The sequence below is a fragment of the Allobosea caraganae genome, assembly GCF_003351345.1.
Classification (GTDB): domain Bacteria; phylum Pseudomonadota; class Alphaproteobacteria; order Rhizobiales; family Beijerinckiaceae; genus Allobosea; species Allobosea caraganae.
In genome coordinates this window covers 970,574-990,362 of record NZ_QQTO01000019.1, presented here as the reverse complement: position 1 = coordinate 990,362, position 19,789 = coordinate 970,574, and the positions used below count along the sequence as shown (strand labels likewise).

20 protein-coding genes are annotated in these 19,789 nt (G+C 67.2%); 13 read left to right on the top strand and 7 right to left on the bottom strand.

The window, feature by feature from the left end:
* Window positions 1-98: 98 nt before the first annotated feature.
* Window positions 99-926, bottom strand: coding sequence for an aldo/keto reductase (locus DWF00_RS12900; RefSeq protein ID WP_114827941.1), 828 nt, complete (start codon window positions 924-926; stop codon window positions 99-101).
* Window positions 927-1,146: 220 nt separating this feature from the next.
* Here DWF00_RS12900 and DWF00_RS12895 point away from each other — a divergent pair, with 220 nt between their 5' ends.
* Window positions 1,147-1,566 carry a nuclear transport factor 2 family protein gene (locus DWF00_RS12895; RefSeq protein WP_114827940.1) on the top strand — a complete coding sequence of 140 codons (420 nt, stop codon included), beginning with the start codon at window positions 1,147-1,149 and terminating at the stop codon, window positions 1,564-1,566.
* Window positions 1,567-1,746: 180 nt separating this feature from the next.
* Here the strand turns inward: DWF00_RS12895 and DWF00_RS12890 are convergent, their stop codons facing one another.
* On the bottom strand, window positions 1,747-2,493 hold the full coding sequence (locus DWF00_RS12890; protein WP_114827939.1) for an SDR family NAD(P)-dependent oxidoreductase: 747 nt from the start codon (window positions 2,491-2,493) through the stop codon (window positions 1,747-1,749).
* 295 nt (window positions 2,494-2,788) lie between these two features.
* Here DWF00_RS12890 and DWF00_RS29430 point away from each other — a divergent pair, with 295 nt between their 5' ends.
* Entirely contained in the window at window positions 2,789-3,385 is a 597-nt protein-coding gene (locus DWF00_RS29430) for a glutathione S-transferase family protein (RefSeq protein WP_181832508.1), read from the top strand.
* 150 nt (window positions 3,386-3,535) lie between these two features.
* Here DWF00_RS29430 and DWF00_RS12880 read toward each other — a convergent pair whose 3' ends face one another.
* Window positions 3,536-4,486 carry a LysR family transcriptional regulator gene (locus DWF00_RS12880; RefSeq protein WP_114827937.1) on the bottom strand — a complete coding sequence of 317 codons (951 nt, stop codon included), beginning with the start codon at window positions 4,484-4,486 and terminating at the stop codon, window positions 3,536-3,538.
* A 259-nt stretch (window positions 4,487-4,745) separates the two neighbouring features.
* Here DWF00_RS12880 and DWF00_RS12875 point away from each other — a divergent pair, with 259 nt between their 5' ends.
* From DWF00_RS12875 to DWF00_RS12865, 3 genes are all read left to right on the top strand, one after another.
* Window positions 4,746-5,189 (top strand): hotdog family protein, encoded by a 444-nt coding sequence (locus DWF00_RS12875; protein WP_114827936.1) that lies wholly within the window; start codon window positions 4,746-4,748, stop codon window positions 5,187-5,189.
* A gap of 11 nt (window positions 5,190-5,200) precedes the next feature.
* Window positions 5,201-5,656 carry a MaoC family dehydratase gene (locus DWF00_RS12870; RefSeq protein ID WP_114827935.1) on the top strand — a complete coding sequence of 152 codons (456 nt, stop codon included), beginning with the start codon at window positions 5,201-5,203 and terminating at the stop codon, window positions 5,654-5,656.
* A gap of 71 nt (window positions 5,657-5,727) precedes the next feature.
* Window positions 5,728-6,963: a CaiB/BaiF CoA transferase family protein gene (locus tag DWF00_RS12865; protein ID WP_114827934.1), complete on the top strand. Its 1,236-nt coding sequence runs from the start codon at window positions 5,728-5,730 to the stop codon at window positions 6,961-6,963.
* Window positions 6,964-7,300: 337 nt separating this feature from the next.
* On the opposite strand, the gene DWF00_RS12860 is transcribed toward DWF00_RS12865, so the two are convergent.
* From DWF00_RS12860 to DWF00_RS12850, 3 genes are all read right to left on the bottom strand, one after another.
* Window positions 7,301-8,368, bottom strand: a complete 1,068-nt coding sequence (locus DWF00_RS12860) for a Gfo/Idh/MocA family protein (RefSeq protein ID WP_114827933.1) — start codon at window positions 8,366-8,368, stop codon at window positions 7,301-7,303.
* A gap of 126 nt (window positions 8,369-8,494) precedes the next feature.
* The gene (locus tag DWF00_RS12855) at window positions 8,495-9,469 is read right to left on the bottom strand and encodes a Bug family tripartite tricarboxylate transporter substrate binding protein (RefSeq protein WP_114827932.1); all 975 of its coding nucleotides are present in this window, start codon (window positions 9,467-9,469) and stop codon (window positions 8,495-8,497) included.
* A 132-nt stretch (window positions 9,470-9,601) separates the two neighbouring features.
* Window positions 9,602-10,516, bottom strand: a complete 915-nt coding sequence (locus DWF00_RS12850; protein ID WP_114827931.1) for a LysR substrate-binding domain-containing protein — start codon at window positions 10,514-10,516, stop codon at window positions 9,602-9,604.
* Between the two features lie 155 nt (window positions 10,517-10,671).
* Here DWF00_RS12850 and DWF00_RS12845 point away from each other — a divergent pair, with 155 nt between their 5' ends.
* From DWF00_RS12845 to DWF00_RS12820, 6 genes are all read left to right on the top strand, one after another.
* Window positions 10,672-11,847, top strand: coding sequence for a CaiB/BaiF CoA transferase family protein (locus DWF00_RS12845; RefSeq protein ID WP_114827930.1), 1,176 nt, complete (start codon window positions 10,672-10,674; stop codon window positions 11,845-11,847).
* Entirely contained in the window at window positions 11,847-12,620 is a 774-nt protein-coding gene (locus tag DWF00_RS12840) for an enoyl-CoA hydratase/isomerase family protein (protein ID WP_114827929.1), read from the top strand. The genes DWF00_RS12845 and DWF00_RS12840 overlap by 1 nt, the downstream gene beginning before the upstream one ends.
* Window position 12,621: 1 nt before the next feature.
* Entirely contained in the window at window positions 12,622-13,380 is a 759-nt protein-coding gene (locus tag DWF00_RS12835) for an SDR family oxidoreductase (protein WP_114827928.1), read from the top strand.
* Between the two features lie 97 nt (window positions 13,381-13,477).
* Window positions 13,478-13,936, top strand: coding sequence for a tripartite tricarboxylate transporter TctB family protein (locus tag DWF00_RS12830; protein WP_114827927.1), 459 nt, complete (start codon window positions 13,478-13,480; stop codon window positions 13,934-13,936).
* Complete coding sequence (locus DWF00_RS12825) at window positions 13,936-15,441, top strand: tripartite tricarboxylate transporter permease (RefSeq protein WP_114827926.1); 1,506 nt, start codon at window positions 13,936-13,938, stop codon at window positions 15,439-15,441. Before DWF00_RS12830 ends, DWF00_RS12825 begins: the two co-directional genes overlap by 1 nt.
* A gap of 46 nt (window positions 15,442-15,487) precedes the next feature.
* Window positions 15,488-16,621, top strand: a complete 1,134-nt coding sequence (locus DWF00_RS12820; RefSeq protein WP_114827925.1) for a Gfo/Idh/MocA family protein — start codon at window positions 15,488-15,490, stop codon at window positions 16,619-16,621.
* 6 nt (window positions 16,622-16,627) lie between these two features.
* Here the strand turns inward: DWF00_RS12820 and DWF00_RS12815 are convergent, their stop codons facing one another.
* On the bottom strand, window positions 16,628-17,110 hold the full coding sequence (locus DWF00_RS12815; RefSeq protein ID WP_114827924.1) for an Lrp/AsnC family transcriptional regulator: 483 nt from the start codon (window positions 17,108-17,110) through the stop codon (window positions 16,628-16,630).
* A 162-nt stretch (window positions 17,111-17,272) separates the two neighbouring features.
* On the opposite strand from DWF00_RS12815, the gene DWF00_RS12810 reads away from it, so the two are divergent.
* Window positions 17,273-18,211: an amidohydrolase family protein gene (locus tag DWF00_RS12810; protein WP_114827923.1), complete on the top strand. Its 939-nt coding sequence runs from the start codon at window positions 17,273-17,275 to the stop codon at window positions 18,209-18,211.
* Window positions 18,208-19,785, top strand: a complete 1,578-nt coding sequence (locus tag DWF00_RS12805; RefSeq protein WP_114827922.1) for an ABC transporter substrate-binding protein — start codon at window positions 18,208-18,210, stop codon at window positions 19,783-19,785. Before DWF00_RS12810 ends, DWF00_RS12805 begins: the two co-directional genes overlap by 4 nt.
* The last annotated feature ends 4 nt before the right edge of the window (window positions 19,786-19,789 follow it).

Sequence of the window (19,789 nt, the reverse complement as noted above, 5' to 3'; positions counted from 1 at the left end):
CTCGAAGGATGCTCCAGTGGGCTTCCGAACCTCCTGGAACATCCTTCGAGACGCGCCTACGGCGCTCCTCAGGATGAGGACTGTGGGTTAGACGCCGTTTAGCTCACCGCATCCCATTCCGGCGCCCAATGCGTGTCGACGAGGCGGCGGTCGCCTTGCAGCGCGTCGATCCGCGCCATCTCGTCGTCGGACAGGGCGAAGTCGAAAATCTCGAAATTCTGCCTGATCCGCTCTGCCTGCCCCGATTTCGGGATCGCGGTCACGCCGGGCTGCTGGATCAGCCAGCGCAGGGTAATCTGCGCCGTGGTCTTGCCATGCGCGGCGGCAAGCTCGTGCAGCACCGGCTCCGCATCGATCGCGCCGCGCGCCAGCGGCACCGCCGCGGTCAGCAGAATGCCATGCGCGCGCAATTGCTCGAGCACGGCCGACTGGCGCAGGAACGGGTGATACTCGACCTGGTTGGCAAAGAGCGGCCCGTCGAAGGCCGCGATCGCCTCGCGCATGTGCCGCGTCGGAAAATTGCTGACGCCGATATGGCGGGCATAGCCCTTGTCTCGCACCTTGGCGAAGGCCTCCATGATCGGCGCGACCGGAATCTCCGGGCTCGGCCAATGCGGCATCAAGAGGTCGACATGGTCGACGCGCAGTCGCTTCAGGCCCTCCTGCACCTTTTGCTCGATCGAAGCCGGCTCAAGATCCGTGTAGCGCAGCTTGGTGGCGAGGAAGAGCCGGTCCCGGTCGAGGCCGGATTCAGCGATGGCCTGGCCAACCTCCTCCTCGTTCTCGTAGCGTGCGGCGGTATCGACGTAGCGATAGCCGATATCGAGCGCGTGGCGGATCGCCCTGACGCCCTCCGGCCCGCGCAGGTGATAGGTGCCGAAGCCGAGCACCGGCAGGCTTACGCCGTTGATTTCTGTATGGATCATCGCTGCGCCCGGCCCGTATCGGTGACATCTCGGCCGGCGAAAGACACCAGCCATCTTGCTCACCAGACCTAGCAGCGCCCCCCGCCCCGGGTAAGGCGCAGGGGCCGGATGCCAGCTTCTCCCGTCGTGCAAACGCCGGATCGCCGTTTCACAGGACGGAAATCAGCTTGTCGCTTGCGCCGGGCTGACAGGCGTACAGCCACGTGCGACCGCTCGGGGCATGGACACGCACGACAAGCAAAGCATCGAACAGGCCTGCCGCTCCCTGCTGGCGGAATACGCGGTCGCGGTCGACCGAGGCGACGCCGCCGGCATGGTCGCGCTCTTCGCACCGGACGGGACGCTGCGCCGCGGCGACCTGACCTTGCGCGGCGCGGCCGAAATCCCGAACATCCTGGGCAAGCGCCCGGATGACCTGGTGATGCGGCATCTGCTGACGACGATGCGCATTCGCATCATCGACGCCGACCATGCCGAAGGCCTGACCTACTACGTGATGCATAACGGCCGCGGCGCCGAGCTGCCTTTGGCGATGGGCCAGCCCTTCAGCATCGGCGACTGGCACAGCCGCTTCGTGCGAACCGAGGACGGCTGGAAGCTGGCCGATCAGGAAATCGCCCGCGTCTTCGTCACCAAGTAATACGCCTCAAGACCTCACCGTCATTGCGAGCGCAGCGAAGCAATCCAGGGGGACCGGGCGAGCAAGCCCCCCTGGATTGCTTCGCTGCGCTCGCAATGACGGTCAGAGCTGGAGCATCGTGAGAAGGCCGCGATGCGGCCTCCTCAGGATTGGCGGCTCAGGCCTTTATGAGCCGGGCGCTCAATAGGTCGCACGGCCACCCGAGATGTCGAAGATTCCGCCGGTCGAGAAGCTGCAATCCTCCGAGGCGAGCCAGGCGATCATCGCCGCGACCTCCTCGGGTTGGCCCGGCCGGCCCATCGGCACGCGCGAGACCCAGAGGTTGCGCATCTCCTCCGGCATGTCGTGGAACAGGTTCTTGGTGGCGATGATCGCCGGCGCGACCGCATTCACGCGGATGCCGGTCTTGGCCAGTTCCTTGCCGAGCGACTTGGTCAGCGAATGCACCGCCGCCTTCGAAGCGGAGTAGCCCGAGCTGAACGGGTTGCCCTCCTTGCCCGAGACCGAGCCGAGGTTGACGACGCGGCCATAGTCGACCTTCTGCATGAAGGGCACGACCTCGCGCGAGCACAGGAAGGTGCCGGTCAGGTTGATGTCGATCATCTTCCGCCACAGCGCCAGCGAGTACTCGACCACCAGCGTCCTGGGATTGGTGACGCCGGCGGCGTTCACCAGGATGTCGATCTTGCCGTGCTGCGCGAAGGTCTCGGCCGCGGCGCGCCTGACCGCGTCCTCGTCGGTGACGTCGACGCGCAGGCCGGTCGTGCCAGGAAAGCGCGCCGCCGCCTCGCCGATGAGCTTTTCGTCGAGGTCCCAGATCACGCTCTTGGCGCCCGAGGCGGCGAAGCGTTCGAGCGTGGCGAGACCGATCCCGCCGGCGCCTCCGGTGATGATGGCGACGCGGCCGTCGAGGTCGATCCTGTTCATATGGCTGATCCGTTCTGCGCGAGACAAGCCGGCGCGGCAACTCCCCCTGCTCTCGCAGCAGGCGCCGCCTCTTCCGACCGCCAGGATGCTATTTTGCAGCCGGGCCAGCGCATACGGGCCGCGGCGCAAACCAGATTTACGAAGACTGGAGGGGATCGGCCTGCCGGAGCGACGCATTTCCACGCGGCGCAAAGCTGCTGTCCAGGCGCCCCTCTGGCCGGCCCGCGCGGGCGCGGGTAGAGCTTCATCCAATGGCGCACAGCACTGCCGCGCCCGGACGACAGGGATCAGCGCGATGCGCCTCTACGCCAACAGCATGTCGCCCTATGCGCGAAAAGTCTTCGTGGTGATCCACGAGCATGGGCTGCACGACAAGGTCGAGCTGATCGACGTCAACCCGCGCCAGAAGCCGGAGGCGGTGATCCCGCTCAACCCGCTCGGCAAAATCCCCTTCCTCGTCACGGCCGACGGCCTGACGCTGAAGGATTCGCCCGTGATCGCCGAGTATCTCGACGCCGAGTTCGGCAAGGAGCGGCTGCTGCCGGCGAGCGGCCCCGCCCGCTGGCGAGCGCTGACGCGCATCGCCGATGCCGACGGCATCATCGAGGCGGCAATCCTGGTGCGCAACGAGCGGCTGCGGCCGGCAGCCGAGCAATCGGCCGAGTTCATCGCCTGGCATTTCGGCAAGGTCCAGCGCTGCCTCGACGAGCTGGAGCGCACGATCGACCCGGCCGCGCCGGAATTCGACCTTGGCCTGGTCGCGACCGCCTGCGCCATCGGCTACACGGCCCGCCGCCTGCCGGAATTCGAGGGCATCAAGCACCCGCGGCTGGCCGCCTTCTACGCCAGGCTGCTCGAACGCCCCTCGATGGCCGCGACCGAGCCGAGCTGAGTCCGCAAATCGGCGTGAGCCCCACAGCCCTCATCCTGAGGAGCGCGAAGCGCGTCTCGAAGGATGAACCAGCTCGCGGTGACAGCGCCCTCTGGAACATCCTTCGAGACGCAGGCAAGTGCCTGCTCCTCAGGATGAGGGCTGTGAGTTTCACACCACGCGCAGATTCGCCGGCTCGCGGCGCTTCGGCGCCTCGCCGAGCTGCTCCTTGAAGTAGCCGGCGATATAGTCGACGAAGACGCGGATCTTGCTCGGCACCTGCGTCGCGTGCTGGAACACGGCGTAGACGCCATTGTCGAATTCGAGGTTGCTGACCTGGTATTCGGGCAAGAGCCTGACCAGCGCGCCGCTGGCGAGTTCGTCGCGCACCGCCCAGTCCGGCATGATCACGATGCCATGCCCGGCCAGCGCCGCCTGCAGCAGGGCCTGGCCGTTGTCCGATTGCAGGTTGCCGTTGACCGGAACCTCGCTCAGCTTGCCCTCGGGATCGATGAAGCGCCAGACCGAGCGGCCGAGATTGAGCCGGTAGGTCAGGCAGTTATAGCCGCTCAGCGCCTCCGGGCTCTCCAGCGGCGGCACGATCGCGAGATAGCGCGGCGTCGCGCAGACGACGCGATGGGCATGGGCGAGCTTGCGCGCGATCAGCGCCGAATCCTCCATCTTGCCGATGCGGATGTCGACATCGATGTTCTGCGCGACGAGGTCGACCGCGTAGTTCGAGAGCAGCAGGTCGACGCTGATCTCGGGATAGCGCCGCGAGAACTCGGTCAGGGCCGGCACGATGTACTGGTTGCCGACCAGCATGCGCGAATGCACCCGCAAGGTCCCGCGCGGGCTCGATTGCAGCCGGGCGACGCTGTCGTTGGCCTCCTGGATCTGGTGCAGGATCTGGTCGACCTTGCTGTAGTAGAACTCCCCGGCCTCGGTCAGGTTGAGCTTGCGGCTGGTGCGGTTGAGCAGCCGCCCGCCGACATCCTCCTCGAGCGAATGGATGATCCGGGATACCGTCGCGGGCGAGACGCCGCAGCGGCGCGCCGCCGCCGACAGGCTACCCAGTTGCACGACGTTGACGAACAGTTCCGCTGCACGCAGCCACTCCATGGCGTCCTCCTGTGATCTTTGCTTATTTTGGAAGGAAGCCTATTGAGCAGCCGGCTATCGTGCAAGCTTTGGTGGTGATGCACGACCGCCCTGCGCCAACGCGCGTACCCCAACTGCACGAAAAACCCGTTATTTTTCAGAGGCTCCGCCGGTCATTTGCGGCGGATGAAAAGTTCCTGCTTGCTCCCTGCGGGTTCAGGCCGGGGAATGCGCCTTCTATCCTCTCGTCAAGCAAGCAGGGTTCTGGCGAGGGCGCATCGTGGCGACAGGCAAGTATGTTTCGGATCTGGAGGTGGGCGACAGGATCGGCCCGCTCGAATACACGATGAGCGCCTTCGTGGTGCGCGAGTACAGCCACGCCAACGAGTTGCATCACGACTTCCTGCAGGGCGTCGACAGGCCGATCGCGCCGCCGACCCTGGTCCATCTCGACAAGCTCCGGCTCTACCGCCACGGCTGCCCGCTCGGCACCGGCCCGAGCGCCCGCATCCACTATGAATACGACGCGACCATCCATGCCGAGGTGCCCGTCGGCGAAAAGCTCAGCGTCTCCGGCGAGGTCGTCGAGCGCTACCAGAAGAAGGGCCGCGACTACGTCGTGATGACGATCGACCTGCGGCGCGCCTCCGACGGCAAGCTGCTGATCGCCTATCGCGACACCGCCATCCTCGCCTTCCGCGGCGAAGACTCCGCTGCGGCCTGAGGGAAACGATCATGACGACCACGACCTTGCAGATCGGCTCCGAGTTGCGCTCCGCCCCCCGCCCCATGACCCGCGAGCGCATGCGCTGGTATGTCGATGCCCAGCCGACCGTCGCCCATGACGACGGCCGCATCCATACGCAGGACCCGACCATCCACGACGACGACGCCTACGCCTGGAAGCAGGGCCTGCCCGGCATCATCTCGGACGGCATGATCTCGACCAACTGGATCATGGGCCTGCTCTTCGACGTCTTCGGCCGCACCGTCGCCGGCAAGGGCCGGCTGCGCACCAAGTACATCGCGCCGATCTTCGAGGACCAGATCGTCATCGCCGTCGCCCGCGTCACCTCCACGGCGCAGACGGCCGAGGGCGAGACCGCCTACCAGTTCGACGTCTGGTGCGAGGACGACACCGGCAAGAAGCTGACCGTGGGCGAGGCGCTGGTCTACGCGCCGGTGCGCTGAGGCAGAACGGGACTGGCAGCGGCCAAGAGTGCGCCGCGGCCGAACGACAACGAGCAGAACGGGTAAGCGACGTGGCAGGCGCATTGGACGGCATCAGGGTTGTGGATTTCTCGCGCGTCTTTGCCGGGCCCGCCGCCACGCAGATTCTCGGCGATCTCGGCGCCGACGTGGTCAAGGTCGAGGCCCCGCTGACCGGCGACGAGGCGCGCTATCTGGGCCTGACCGAGGGCACCGAGCCGCGGCTCGGCGTCAGCCCGTCCTATCTCGCGCTCAACCGCAACAAGCGCTCGATCGCGCTCGACCTCCAGTCGGAGGCCGGCCGCAAGGTGGCTCGGCGGCTGATCACGCAATGCGACGTCGCCGTCCATAATTTCCGCCCCGGCGCGATGAAGAAGTGGCGGCTCGACTATGAGAGCGTGCAGGAAGCCAATCCCAGCCTGATCTATGGCGAGTTCTTCGCCTATGGCCCGTCGGGCCCGCTCTCCGATTTCGGCGCCAACGACCTCGCGCTCCAGGCCCATAGCGGCCTGATGAGCCTGACCGGCGAGCCCGGCCGGCCGCCGGTTCGCGTCGGCACTGCGGTGGTCGACCTGCACGGCTCGCTCGCCTTGGTCGGCGCCGTCATGGCGGCCCTCTACAGCCGTACCCAGACCGGTAGGGGTCAGCGCGTCGAAGCCTCGCTGCTGCTGAGCTCGGCCCATCTGCTGAACTATTTTTATTCCGAGTACTGGATCGACGGCACCATTCGGAAGCCGATGGGCACGGCCAACCATCTCAGCGTGCCAAACCAGGTCTTCCCGACCGCCGATGGCAGCGTCGTCATCATCGCGCCGAGCGATGCGATGTGGCAGCGCTGCGCCCGCGCGCTCGACGCCGAGCGGCTCGCCATCCCCCGATACAAGACGGTGCGCGACCGCCAGACCCACCGCACCGAGGTGATCGAGGCGATCTCCGCCGTGACCAGCCTGCTCTCGAGCCAGGAGGTCATCGAGCGGCTCGGCCCGGTGAAGGTCAACGTCGCCAAGGTCAACAATGCCGGCGAGGCGGCCGAGCATCCGCAGCTCGCCGAATCCGGCGGCGTGACCCAGTTCGACTATGCCGGCGAGACGGTGAAGGCGGTCTCCAGCCCGTTCCGGCTCAGCGGCACCCCCGCCACCATCCAGCACGCGCCGCCGGAGCTCGACCAGCATCGCGACGAGATCCTGGCCGATTACGGATTTGCGGCGGACGAGGTGCGCAGGCTGGAAGAGGCCGGGGCGTTCAGCGAAGGCGAGCGCACCGGACGCAAGGTCGCGAGCGCGGGATAGCGTCGTTCACCTCCTGAGCGTTACAAAAAGGGGCGCGGGAGCCCTCTCCTGTAAGGAGAGGGTTGGGTGAGGTGTAGGCCGTTGGACGCTGCTGCCGTGACCCAACGGCTTTTCCGTCATTGCGAGCGTAGCGAAGCAACCTAGGGGTCTCGCTCGTCCAGTCCTCCTGGGTTGCTTCGCCGAGCTCGCAATGACAGAGGTAGCGTCGTTCAACCTTGATGCCATTGGCGGAGCAGCGGCCCTCGCTCAGCCTCACTGGTATTCTGGCCGACACCTCACCCTGCCCTCTCCTTACAGGAGAGGGTTCCCCGCGCCTTATCGACTTCTGGCCTGGACCTCACGCCGCCTTCGCCAGCAACTCCTGCAACCGCACGACCTGGCCGCTACGGCTGCTCTCGATCGCCCCGAAGACCAGCGCCGAGGCCTGGACGTTGGCCGCGACCTGCGTCTCCAGCGCCGGGCCGCCGTCGCGCCACTGGCAGAACAGCTCGATCAGCCAGTTGTTGATCCATTTGCGCTGCTCGAGCAGCGGGATCTTCTGGCCGCCGCCCTCGCGGCTCTGCTGGCGCCAGATGTCCTGGCGCATGAAGACCTCGACGTCGCGGTGATGCAGGACGGCGCTGCCGAGCTCGCCATCGACGCGGATATATTCCTTGTAGAAGGTGTTGAGCCCGGTCGAATGGGCGCAGGAGCCTTCATAGACGGCGCGCACGCCGTTCTCGAACTCCATCGTGACGATGCCGTCGGTGTCGCCGACATACGCCGCCCAGCTCGGCTTCCAGGTATTGGCGTAGACGGTGCGGCAGGGCGCGCCGCCGGCGAAATCGGCGATGATGTCGAGATGGTGGATCGCGCCCTCGATCAGCAGCGGGTCCGCCATCTCATGCCGGAACAGCGAGCTCCAGGCCATGTGCTGGCGCATGTCGCCGAGGAAGCGCAGGCTGACATGGTTGATCTTGCCGAGGACGCCGGAGCGCACGATCCGGCGCAGCGTCGTCTTGTCCTGGTCGAAGCGGTGGCTCATCGTCACCGCCATCTTGAGGCCGGCGGCCTCGACCTTGCGGGCGACGCGGAGCGTCGCCGCCATCGTGTCGGCGATCGGCTTCTCGCAGAGGATGTCGAGCCCATGGGCGATGGCGAGGTCGATGATTGCCTCGTGATAGGCCGGCGTCACCACGACGGTGCAGAAATCGGCCTTCACCTCGGCGAAGGCCTTGGCCGCGTCCTGATAGCAGCGCTCGGGTGGCAGGCCGAGCTGGGCGGCTCCGAAGGCGAGTGCCTCGGGGTTGAGGTCGACGAGCGCGACCACCTCGATCGTGCCGTCCGCCACGTTGGTCTTGAGGAATTCGCTGCACCAGCGTCGGCCGAAGACGCCGATGCCGACATGGATGACACGCTGTTTCATGAAATCGCCTTCTCGTCACATGGCGTGCGATAAGGCTCGCCCCGCGGGCGCGGGGCGTCTTGCAGCATCGGCACGACCGGCAAAATGAGGAGCCGCCGCGTCTGGGGAGCGCGGCGGCCTTATGCGTTACTCCTCGACCTTGATGTTCTCGCTCTTGGCGAGCGCGGTCCAGGTCTTGAGGTCGTTGACCACGAAGTCGCGGAACGGCGCGCCTTCGAGGGGCGAGAGCGTGTAGCCGAGCTGGTCGAGCCGCTGCTGCACCAGCGGATCGGCGAGCGTGGCGCGCAGGTCCTTGGTCAGCCTGTCGAGTACCGGGGCCGGCAGCTTGGCCGGCGCGAGCAGGCCGTACCAGGCGGTGATGACGGCGTCGGGAATGCCGGCCTCGACCAGCGTCGGCACGTCGGGGAAGAGCGCATGGCGCTTCGTGCCGGTGGTCGCGATGATCCTGATCTTGTCGGTCGAGGCCGCATGCGGCTTGATCGTCGGCGGGGTGACGAAGCCGATGTCGACATGGCCGCCGAGAAGGTCGTTCACCACGGCGGCGACGCCGCGATAGGGAATGTGCGAGAGCTTGATCCCGGCGCGCTTCTCCATCAGCACCGTGCCCATGTGCGGCACGCCGCCGACGCCCGAGGTGCCGTAGCGCAGCTTGCCCGGGTTGGCCTTGGCATAGGCCAGAAGATCCGCCACCGACTTGATCGGCAGCTTGGCGGAGACCACGAGAGCGAAGGGCAGTTCGACGATGCGCGAGACGAAGGTGAAATCCTCCGGCACCTTGTAGGGCATGTTGTCCTTGACCGCCGGCAGCACCGAGACGCCGTCCGACGCAGCCCAGAGCAGCGTATAGCCGTCGGGCGGGGACTTCGCGACGTAGTCGACGCCGATCTGCGAGCCGGCTCCGGCCCGGTTCTCGACAGTAACCGGCTGACCGAGCCGCGGGCTCAGATGCTCGGCCGTCAGACGACCCAAGATGTCGTTGCCTGCGCCCGGCAGGAACGGCACGATGATGCGCACCGGCTTATTTGGGAATTCCTGTGCCGAGACCGGCACACTCAAGGCCAGCACTGCCGAAGCAACGAGACCAGTCAACAACCTGCGCATTTCGATCCTCCCGGATGGTTTCTTGTCCTTTGGTCGAATGCTAACAGCGCCCGTCTTTGCGTCAACGACTAGGACGTTCCGGTTTCGGAACACGCAGCGTGCGGCGGATGCAAAGATTGCAGGGGCTTTTTCTCAGATCAGGAAGCGGACGCCGCGTTCGCGGGTCGTGCGCGCCTCCTCGATCACCCAGTTGCGGAAGCGCTGAACGCGCGCATCGCGCAGCCGGGCGCGCGGGACAGCGAAAACATAGGCGGTCTCGTCGCGCAAGTGGATGTCGCAGGGAATGACCAGCCGGCGGTTGTCGAGCTCGTCGAGCGCGAAGGCGACCTGGGTCAGCGCGACGCCGACGCCCTCGATCGCGCCGCGGAAGGTCAGGCTCGAATTCTCGAAGACCAGCCCCTCGTTGCGATTGACCGGACCTAGCCCCGCCGCCTCGAACCAGCGCTCCCAATCCTCGAGGCGGTGGCTGGAATGCAGCAAGGTGCGGCGCACCAGCTGTTCGGGCGGAACCGGCCCGTCCACGTCGCCGTCGCGGGCGGGAGCGACGATCGGCACCATCACCTCGCCGAAGAGCCGATCGACCTGGATGTCGACGCCGAAATCGCCGCCATAGCCGACCGCGGCGTCGATCTCGTCGGCAGCGAAGCGCGTCTGGTCGTGCGAGGTGGTGATCTGCAGGGTCAGGTCTGGATGCTGCGCCTTGAGTCGGGCCAGCCGCGGCACCAGCCAGAGCGTGGCGAAGGTCGGTGGCACCTTTAGCCGCAGCAGGCCCTTGGCGCGCATCACGGTGCAGGCCTCGGTCGCGTCGGAGAGCTCGGTCAGCGTGCGGCGCACGGTGGCGAGGTAGAGCTCGCCCAGCGCGGTCAGGCGAACCTCGCGATGATGCCGGTCGAACAGCCGCTCGCCGAGATGCTGCTCCAGGTTCAGCACGTGCCGGCTGACCGCGCCCGGCGTGACGCAGAGCTCGGCGGCGGCGCTCTTGAAGCTGAGATGGCGCCCGGCGGCCTCGAAGACCCGGATGGCGTTCAGCGGCGGCAGGCGCAACATGGGCGAGGCGTTTCGGTTGAGAAAACTGCAATCGAGCTTGATCTAACTTGGTTTGCATTGAAAGCGCCAAGTCGCTCCCCTCGTTGCATGTCACGCAATCGAGATGTTCGAGCAGTGAAGCTCCACGCCGTTTCAGCACGCCAGGCCTTGCCGGCATGACCCGCGTCCTCGCGGGCATCCGCGTCATCGAATTCGGCCGCTTCATCACCGGCCCCTATGCGGCGATGCTGCTGGCCGACCTCGGCGCCGATGTCGTCAAGGTCGAGCGCGCCGGCAGCGGCGACCCGTTCCGCAGCTTCGAAAAAGGGCTGTACGGCCCGCAATTCCAGGCCTTCAACCGCAACAAGCGCTCGATCGCGCTCGACTTCGCGCTTGAAGAGGACCAGATCGCCTTCCGCGAGCTGATCGTCGGCGCCGACGTCCTGATCCAGAACTCGCGGCCGGGCGCCGGCGACAAGTTCGGCATCGGCCCGGAGCAGGCCCGCGCACTGAACCCGCGCCTCGTCCATTGCGAGATCACCGGCTTCGGCCGCGATGGGCCCTACACCCATCGCCCGGCCTACGACACGGTCGCGCAGGCGCTGTCGGGCTTCCTCAGCATGTTCGTCTCGCCCGACGAGCCGCGCATCGTCGGCCCCGCCGTCTCGGATTCGGTCACCGGGCTCTATGCCGCGCTCGGCATCATGGGCGCGCTGATGGAGCGCGAGCGCACCGGCAAGGGCCGCCTCGTCGAGATCTCCATGCTGGAGGCGACGATGCATTTCGCCGTCGAGCAGTTCCAGGGCTATTTCGTCAACGGCAAGGTGCCCTCCCCGCGCGACCGCGGCCGGGTCTCGCAATCGCTCGCCCTCAGCTGCGCCGATGGTCGCACCATCGCGCTGCACCTGTCCTCGCCGCCGAAATTCTGGAACGGCCTGCTCCAGGCGATCGGCCGGCCCGACCTCGCCGAGGATCCGCGCTTTGCCCAGCGCATGGACCGCGTCCGCAACCACGACCAGCTCGAGGACGTGCTGCGCCCGATCTTCGCAAGTCAGCCGCGCGCGCATTGGCTGCCGCTGCTGGAGGCTGCCGACGTGCCGCATGCGCCGGTGTTAGGGGCCGACGAGGTCGTCGCCGACCCGCAGGTGCGCCATCTCGGCATCGACCAGACCATGACCCACCCGACCGAGGGCAAGGTCCGGACGCTGCGCACCCCGATCATCTATGACGGCAACCGCGACGGCATCGCCATGACCCCGCCCCCGGTGCTCGACGAGCACGGCGCCGAGATCAGGCGCGAACTCGCCGCCGGCGCGCCGGTCCCGGCCCGCAAAACCAGCGAGACTGCCTGATGGACTTCAAGCACCTGCACCTGGCGGTGGCTGACAGCATCGCCACCGTGACCATGAGCCGCCCCCCGGTGAACGCGCTCAGCCGCGAGATCCGCGAAGAGCTGCTGCACGCCTTCGACGACCTCTCCGACCGCACCGATGTCCGCGCCATCATCCTGGCCGGCAGCGACCGCGCCTTCTCGGCCGGGGCCGACATCAAGGAGCGCGCCGGCCTGGTCGCGGGGCCGGGCGACTATCGCCGCCTCAACCGGCTGGTGCGCGAGGTCTTCTACGCGGTCATGGACTGCCCCAAGCCGGTCATCGCCGTGCTCAGCGGCCCGGCGCTCGGCGCCGGCTTCGCGCTCGCCCTCTCCTGCGACATGATCATCGCGGATGAAGCGACCTTCTGCGCCATGCCGGAGGTCGATGTCGGCCTCGCCGGCGGCGCAAAGTTCCTGCAGCGCCATTTCACCCCGACCATGGCGCGGCGTCTGCTGCTGACCGGCCGGCGGATCAGCGCGGCCGAGCTCTACCGGCTCGGCGTCGTCGACGAGCTCCGCCCGGCCAATGAGCTGATGCCGGCGGCACTGGAGCTGGCGGCGGAGCTCGCCGCCAAGAGCCCGCTCGCCATCCAGCTGATCAAGGACTCGTTCAACCTGGTCGAGAACCTGACCTTGCGCGACGGCTACCGCTTCGAGCAGGACATGACGACGAAGCTCGGCCGGACCGAAGATGCGCAGGAGGCGAAGCGCGCCTTCGTCGAGAAGCGCCAACCTGTTTTCGTAGGACGTTGAGATGCGGCTGAACGGCAAGACGGCTTTGATCACCGGCGCGGGCTCCGGCTACGGCGCCGAAATGGCCCGGCGCTTCCGCGCGGAGGGCGCGCGCGTCGCCTGCGTCGACTTGAACCTCGACGCCGCCAGGCAGGTTGCAGCCGAGGCCGGCAATGGCGCGGCGATCGCGGTGCAATGCGACGTCGCCGACGGCCCCTCCGTCGCCGCGATGGTGAAGGAGGTCGACGCCCAGTTCGGCGGCTTCGACGTGCTGATCAACAATGCCGCGATCACGCAGCATCCCTCGCGCACCGGCCGCACGCCGGAGGCCGAGGTCGACCGGCTCTTCGCGATCAACGTCAAGAGCCTCTACCACATGGCGGCGCATGCCTTGCCGGTGCTGCGCCGCGTCGGCGGCGGCTCGGTCATCAACATCGCCTCGGTGACGGCGCTCCGCCCGCGCCCGGGCATGACCTGGTACAACGCGACCAAGGCGGCGGTGATCTCGATCACGCAATCGATGGCGGGCGAGTTCGCGCCCGACCGCATCCGCGTCAACGCCATCGCGCCGGCCGTCGGCCGCACGCCGATGTTCTCCGAGATGTTCAAGGACGAGGCCGAGGCCGACGCCGCCCATGACCGGCTGGTGACCACGATCCCGCTCGGGCGCCTCTGTCGGCCGACGGACATCGCCGCCGCGGCGGTCTATCTATCGTCCGACGAAGCGGAATACGTCACCGGAATCATCATGCCCATCGATGGCGGGCGGCTGGTCGGCTAGCGATACGTAAGGGCACGGGCCGCAGAGCCCGGCCGAATATCAAGACAGAACGCGCAGCCATGAGGCCAAGCGCGCACTCTCGAGGAGGAGACGGGACATGTTGAAGGTCCGCAGCCCGAACGATGTCATCGGCGGGCTTTTCCTGATTGCGGTCGCGATCCTGGCGCTCTGGCTCTGCGCCTCGCTCCGGCAGGGCACGACGCTGGAGATGGGGCCGGGCTACGTGCCGCGCCTGCTCTGCGCGGTCCAGCTCGTCTTCGGAGCGATCATGCTGGTGCAGGGCGTGACGACCGAGGGCCCGCCGCTCGAGCGCTGGGTGCCGCGGCCGATCCTGTTCGTGCTCGCCAGCGTCACATTCTTCGCCGCCACGCTCGAGCCGCTCGGCCTGCCCGTCGCGGTCGCCGGGGTCGTGCTGATCTCGGCCGCCGCCAATCGCGACACCAAGCCGCTGCAGGTTGCCGGCATGGCCGCCATCCTCGCCGTCTTCAGCGTCGGCGTCTTCGTCAAAGGGCTCGGACTGGCCATGCCGGTTTGGCCGTCGTTCTGGAGCCTCTGATGGACAGCATGGCCAACCTCCTGCATGGGCTGGGCATCGCCGTCCAGCCCGGCAACCTGTTCTACTGCTTCGTCGGCGCGCTGGTCGGCACGTTGATCGGCGTCCTGCCCGGCATCGGCCCGGTCGCGACGGTGGCGATGCTGCTGCCCGCGACCTTCTACCTGCCGCCGACCTCGGCGCTGATCATGCTCGCCGGCATCTACTACGGCGCGCAATACGGCGGCTCGACCACCGCGATCCTGGTCAACCTGCCCGGCGAGAATTCCTCGGTCGTGACCTGCCTCGACGGCTACCAGATGGCCCGCCAGGGCCGCGCCGGCCCGGCGCTCGCCGTAGCCGCGCTCGGCTCGGTCTTCGCCGGCATCGTCGCGACCTTCTTCATCGCGCTCTTCGCTCCGCCTCTGGCCGAGGTCGCGCTCGCCTTCGGCCCGGCCGACTACTTCTCGCTGATGGTGCTCGGCCTCGTCGCCGCGATCGTGCTCGCTCAGGGCTCGCTGGTGAAGGCGCTGGCGATGATCATCCTCGGCCTGCTGCTGTCATCGGTGGGCACCGACGTCGAATCCGGCGCCAGGCGCATGACCTTCGGCATTGTCGACCTCGCCGATGGCATCAATTTCGTGCCGCTCGCCATGGGCCTCTTCGCCATCGCCGAGATCATCACCAACCTGGAGAAGCCGGAGCAACGCGTCACCATCAGCGGCCGCATCGAGAACCTCTGGCCGACGCTCGACGATTTCCGCCGGGCCTGGCCGGCGGTGCTGCGCGGCACCGGCATCGGCCTCTTCCTCGGCCTGCTGCCCGGCGGTGGCGCGATGCTCTCCTCCTTCGTCGCCTATTCCGCCGAGAAGCGCATTTCGAAGGAACCGCATCGCTTCGGGCGCGGCGCTGTCGAGGGCGTCGCCGCCCCTGAATCGGCCAACAATGCCGGCGCGCAGACCTCCTTCATCCCGCTCCTGACGCTCGGCATCCCGGCCAACGCCGTCATCGCGCTGATGGCGGGCGCCATGATGATCCATGGCATTCAGCCCGGCCCGCAGGTCATGACCAAGAACCCCGACCTGTTCTGGGGCGTCATCGCCTCCATGCTGGTCGGCAACATCATGCTGGTGGTGATCAACCTGCCGCTGATCCGGGTCTGGGTCGCGCTGTTGAAGATCCCCTACCATCTGTTCTACCCGGCGATCATCGTGTTCTGCTGCATCGGCGTCTACACGCTCAACAACAGCAATTTCGACGTGATGCTGCTCGTCCTGTTCGGCTTCATGGGCTACCTCTTCATGAAGTGGGGCTTCGAGCCGGCGCCGCTCCTGCTCTCCTTCGTGCTCGGGCCGCTGATGGAGGAGAACCTGCGCCGTGCCATGCAGCTCTCCGGCGGCAGCGCCTCGACCTTCGTCACCAGTCCGATCAGCGCCGTGCTGCTGGCAGCCGCACTCGGCCTGCTCATCCTGATTATGCTGCCATCCTTCCAGAAAACGCGCGAAACCGCCTTCGTCGAGGACCGGTGATCCCTGCCGCCCCGCGCCCAAGTAAAAGAAACCCAGAGGAGCCATCATGGCTGAACAGCAGATCCGCGTCGGCATCATCGGGGCGAACCCGGAGCGCGGCTGGGGCGTCACCGCGCATCTGCCGGCGCTGATGAAGCTGCCGCAATACGCGGTGACCGCCGTCTGCACCACCCGCCAGGAAAGCGCCGACGAGACGGCGCGCCGCTTCAACGTGCCCCACGCGCTCGCCGACTGGCGCAAGCTCGTCGCGCGCGACGACATCGACCTCGTCATCGTTGCGGTGAAGGTGGCGCAGCACAAGGAGCTGGTCGAGGCCGCGGCCTCCGCCGGCAAGCACGTCTTCTGCGAATGGCCGCTCGGCCTCGACAGCAGCGAGGCGCAATCGATGCTGCGCGCGGCCGAAGCAAGCGGCGTCCAGCACATGGTCGGGCTGCAGGGCCGGGCCAACCCGACCCTCAACTTCATCCGCGACCTCGTCCGCGACGGCCATGTCGGTGAGGTCATTTCCTACACCTTCACCTCCTCGCTCGCCAATTCCGGCGCAAAACTGCCACCGGGCGAGGCCTACCGCACCGACAAGCGCGCTGGCGCCACGGCGCTCACGATCGCGGGCGGCCACTCGCTCGACAGCCTCAAACACATGCTCGGTGGCTTCTCCGAGCTTTCGGCGATCCTGACGACTCAGCACAAGCAGACCACCATCGTCGGCACCAACGAGGTGCTGGACGTCACCTCGCCCGACCAGCTGCTGGTCCAGGGCAGGCTCGAAGGCGGCGCCGTCGCCAGCCTCCACATCAAGACCGACATGTACGCCCCGACCGGCGTGCGCCTGGAGATCAACGGCACCGATGGCGATCTCGTCATCGCGACCCGCCCTCCGGTCGCCGCGAACACGGTCGGCCTCCAGCGCGCCGATCTCGTCGTGGCGAGCGCGCGGCGCGGAGCTCGCGACTTCAAGGAGCTGGAGGTGCCCGCTCACTATAATATCGTGCCGGCCGAGGTGCCCGCCGGCCCGCCCTTCTTCACCGCGCAATTGCTGGCGCGGATGGCCGACGCCATCCGCACCGGCACACCGGCCTCGCCCAGCTTCGCCGATGCGCTCGAACACCAGCGCCTGCTCGAGCTGATCGAGGCCTCCGCCGAAAGCGGCGAGCGCAAGACCGTGCCGCGCTCGGGCTGAGCCTCGTCAACCAGCCCCGTCCAGCGGCGGCAGCAGCCGCCCGCGCGTCTTGACGTTCTGCATCACGAAGGCGCTGTAGACCTCGGCGACGCCCGGCAGCGCGCCGAGTTGGTCGCGGGCGAACTGGCCGAACTCCTCGAGGTCGCGCGCGATGACGGTGAGCTGGTGGTCGTAGCGGCCGGAGACGCAATAGCAGGCGACCACCTGCGGGATGACCGCGACCGCCTCCTCGAAGGCGCGGACATTGGCCGCGTCCTTCCGCGCCAGCGAGATGTGGACGAAGGCCATGACCTTGTAGCCGAGCCGGGCCGGATCGACCTCGGCATGGTAGCCGGTGATCACGCCCTCCTCCTCCAGCCGCTTGACCCGCCGCCAGCACGGCGAGGCCGTCAGCGCGACGCGCTCGGCAAGCTCGGCGCTCGACAGCCGCGCATCCTCCTGCAAGGCCTCGATGATCTTTAAATCCATCCGGTCCAGCTTGATCGACATGAATGTTTCGCCTTCCAGGCTTTCCTTGAAATGTTCATGCCGAAGGCTCTCGCAGAACCAGCCGAATTTGAAAAGAAAGATCGCGCGCCCTGGGCTAGATTGAGCCTTTCATTGCGCCCTCGCGAGTGCGGCAAGGCGCGGAACCGGCTGCGGGGGAATTGAATGGCGCGCTACGACGGCCCGATCGTCGATGCTCATCACCATCTCTGGGACCTCGGCCTGCAGCGCCATCCCTGGCTGACCGACGCGGCCTCGGGCATCGGCGCGCTCGGCGACATCTCCTACATGCGCAAGAACTACCTCGCGCCCGACTACTGGGCCGATGCCGCCGGCCAGAACGTGGTCGCGACCGTCTGCATCGAGGCACTCTGGGACCGCAAGCGCGACCCGGTCGAGGAGACGCTCTGGTTCGAGGCCGCCGAGAAGCCGGGCAACCTCGCCACGCGCTATGTCACTTACGCCAAGCTCGATGCGCCCGACGCCGAACGCATGGTCGAGCGCCAGGCCGCCTTTCCCGCCGTCGCCGGGCTGCGCGAGACCGTGCGCTGGCACCCCGACCCGAAGAAGCGCTGGACCGACAGGCCGCTCCTCGGCGATCCCGCCTGGCGGCAGGGCCTGAAGCTGCTGAAGCGGCACGGCCTTTTGCTCGAATTGCTGATGAACCCCTATCAGGCCGAGGACGTCGCCAAGCTCGCCTTCGACTTCCCCGACCAGGTCTTCGTCGTCGACCATTGCGCCAGCCCGGTCGACCGCGACGCCGAGGGCCTGGCGCGTTGGCGCGCCGGGCTTGCCGCCATGGCCAAGGCGCCCAACATCGCGATCAAGCTGTCGAATTACGGCGCCTACGACCCCGACCGCTCGCTCGCCAACCTCAAGGCGACGGTGCTGCCGATCGTCGAGGCCTTCGGCCCGTCGCGAACCCTGTTCGGCAGCGACTATCCGGTGGCGCGGCGAAGCATGAGCTTCACTGACGTCTGCGAGCGGCTGAAGGACATGCTGGAGCCGTTCTCGGCCAGCGAGCAGCGCGCGATCTTCCACGACAACGCGGTCAGCTACTACCGCATCGACAAGAAACCCAACCAGAACGAGGTGCGGCCATGAGGCGGCGTGAATTCCTGATCGGCTCGGCCCTGGCCGCGAGCAGCCTCGCCGCCCCCTCCATCGTGCGGGCGCAGGGCACGAAGCTCCTCAAGTTCATCCCGCAGGCCGATCTCGCGGTGCTCGATCCGGTCTGGACCACGGCCTATGTCACGCGCAACCACGCCGCCATGGTGTTCGACACGCTCTACGGCCAGGACAGCAGCTTCCGCACCTCGCCGCAGATGGCCGAAGGCCATGTCGTCGAGAACGATGGCTTGCAATGGACGCTGACCCTGCGCGAAGGCCTAAAGTTCCACGACAACACCCCGGTGCTCGCCCGCGACTGCGTCGCCAGCATCCAGCGCTGGGGCAAGCGCGACAGCATGGGCATGCTGCTGATGGCGGCCTGCGACGAGGTCTCGGCCCCGAGCGATCGCAAGATCGTCTTCAAGCTGAAGCGCCCCTTCCCGCAGCTGCCCGACGTGCTCGGCAAGGCGACCAACAATCTCTGCGCCATCATGCCCGAGCGCATCGCCCAGACCGATCCCTTCAAGCAGGTCACCGAGATGGTCGGCAGCGGCCCGTTCCGCTTCAAGACGGATGAGCGCCAGCCCGGCGCGCGTGCCGTCTACGAGAAATTTGCCGGCTACGTTCCCTGTCCGACCGGCACCACGGATTGGATGGCCGGGCCCAAGGTGGTCAAGTTCGACCGGGTCGAATGGCACACCATCGCCGATTCCTCGACAGCGAGTTCCGCCCTCCAGACCGGTAGCGTCGACTGGTGGGAGCTGCCGATCCCCGACCTGCTGCCGATCCTGAAGCAGGACGCCAACCTCAAGGTCGAGATCCAGGACCCGGCCGGCTATATCGGCATCATGCGGATGAACCAGTTGCATCCGCCCTTCGACAATCCCGCCATCCGCCGCGCCGTGCTGCGCGCCGTCGCGCAGGCCGACTTCATGCAGGCGGCCGTCGGCGACGACAAGTCGATGTGGAAGGACGGCGTCGGCTTCTTCTGCCCGGGCACGCCGATGGCGAGCAATGCCGGCATGCCCGCCCCCCTCAGCATAGACGAGGCCCGCAAGGCCATCACTGCCGCCGGCTACAAGGGCGAGAAGATCGTCATGCTCGGCGCGACCGACATCCCGATCCTCTCGGCCGTCGCCGAGGTCGGCCGCGACCTCTTGGTCAAGCTCGGCTTCAATGTCGACTATCAGGCGACGGACTGGGGCACCGTGGTGCAGCGCCGCGCCAAGCGCGACGGCGTCGAGGCCGGCGGCTGGAGCGTGATCGACAACTTCACCGGCGGGCTCGACCAGCTCAACCCGATGACCCACACCATGCTGTGGAGCAACGGCACGGCCGCCGCGCCGGGTTGGCCGACCAGCCCCAAGCTGGAGGAGCTGCGCGCCTCCTGGCTCTCGGCCCCCGACGAGGCCGGCCGCAAGAAGGCGGCCGAGGCGATCCAAGTCCAGGCCTTCGAGGACGTGCCCTATATTCCGCTTGGCCAGTATCTCTATGCCACGGCATACAGGAAGAACATCAGCGGCGTCGGCAAGGGATTCCCCGTCTTCTGGGGCATCGATAAAGCCTGAAAGC

Bases quoted from the DNA above. Each gene is read 5' to 3' on its own strand.
- DWF00_RS12810 (WP_114827923.1), top strand. From the start codon at position 17,273: ATGGCGCGCTACGACGGCCCGATCGTCGATGCTCATCACCATCTCTGG.
- DWF00_RS12825 (WP_114827926.1), top strand. From the start codon at position 13,936: ATGGACAGCATGGCCAACCTCCTGCATGGGCTGGGCATCGCCGTCCAG.
- DWF00_RS12840 (WP_114827929.1), top strand. From the start codon at position 11,847: ATGGACTTCAAGCACCTGCACCTGGCGGTGGCTGACAGCATCGCCACC.
- DWF00_RS12815 (WP_114827924.1), bottom strand. From the start codon at position 17,110: ATGTCGATCAAGCTGGACCGGATGGATTTAAAGATCATCGAGGCCTTG.
- DWF00_RS12850 (WP_114827931.1), bottom strand. From the start codon at position 10,516: ATGTTGCGCCTGCCGCCGCTGAACGCCATCCGGGTCTTCGAGGCCGCC.
- DWF00_RS12895 (WP_114827940.1), top strand. From the start codon at position 1,147: ATGGACACGCACGACAAGCAAAGCATCGAACAGGCCTGCCGCTCCCTG.
- DWF00_RS12880 (WP_114827937.1), bottom strand. From the start codon at position 4,486: ATGGAGTGGCTGCGTGCAGCGGAACTGTTCGTCAACGTCGTGCAACTG.
- DWF00_RS12900 (WP_114827941.1), bottom strand. From the start codon at position 926: ATGATCCATACAGAAATCAACGGCGTAAGCCTGCCGGTGCTCGGCTTC.
- DWF00_RS12845 (WP_114827930.1), top strand. From the start codon at position 10,672: ATGACCCGCGTCCTCGCGGGCATCCGCGTCATCGAATTCGGCCGCTTC.
- DWF00_RS12830 (WP_114827927.1), top strand. From the start codon at position 13,478: ATGTTGAAGGTCCGCAGCCCGAACGATGTCATCGGCGGGCTTTTCCTG.
- DWF00_RS12835 (WP_114827928.1), top strand. From the start codon at position 12,622: ATGCGGCTGAACGGCAAGACGGCTTTGATCACCGGCGCGGGCTCCGGC.
- DWF00_RS12855 (WP_114827932.1), bottom strand. From the start codon at position 9,469: ATGCGCAGGTTGTTGACTGGTCTCGTTGCTTCGGCAGTGCTGGCCTTG.
- DWF00_RS12860 (WP_114827933.1), bottom strand. From the start codon at position 8,368: ATGAAACAGCGTGTCATCCATGTCGGCATCGGCGTCTTCGGCCGACGC.
- DWF00_RS12820 (WP_114827925.1), top strand. From the start codon at position 15,488: ATGGCTGAACAGCAGATCCGCGTCGGCATCATCGGGGCGAACCCGGAG.
- DWF00_RS12870 (WP_114827935.1), top strand. From the start codon at position 5,201: ATGACGACCACGACCTTGCAGATCGGCTCCGAGTTGCGCTCCGCCCCC.
- DWF00_RS12805 (WP_114827922.1), top strand. From the start codon at position 18,208: ATGAGGCGGCGTGAATTCCTGATCGGCTCGGCCCTGGCCGCGAGCAGC.
- DWF00_RS12890 (WP_114827939.1), bottom strand. From the start codon at position 2,493: ATGAACAGGATCGACCTCGACGGCCGCGTCGCCATCATCACCGGAGGC.
- DWF00_RS29430 (WP_181832508.1), top strand. From the start codon at position 2,789: ATGCGCCTCTACGCCAACAGCATGTCGCCCTATGCGCGAAAAGTCTTC.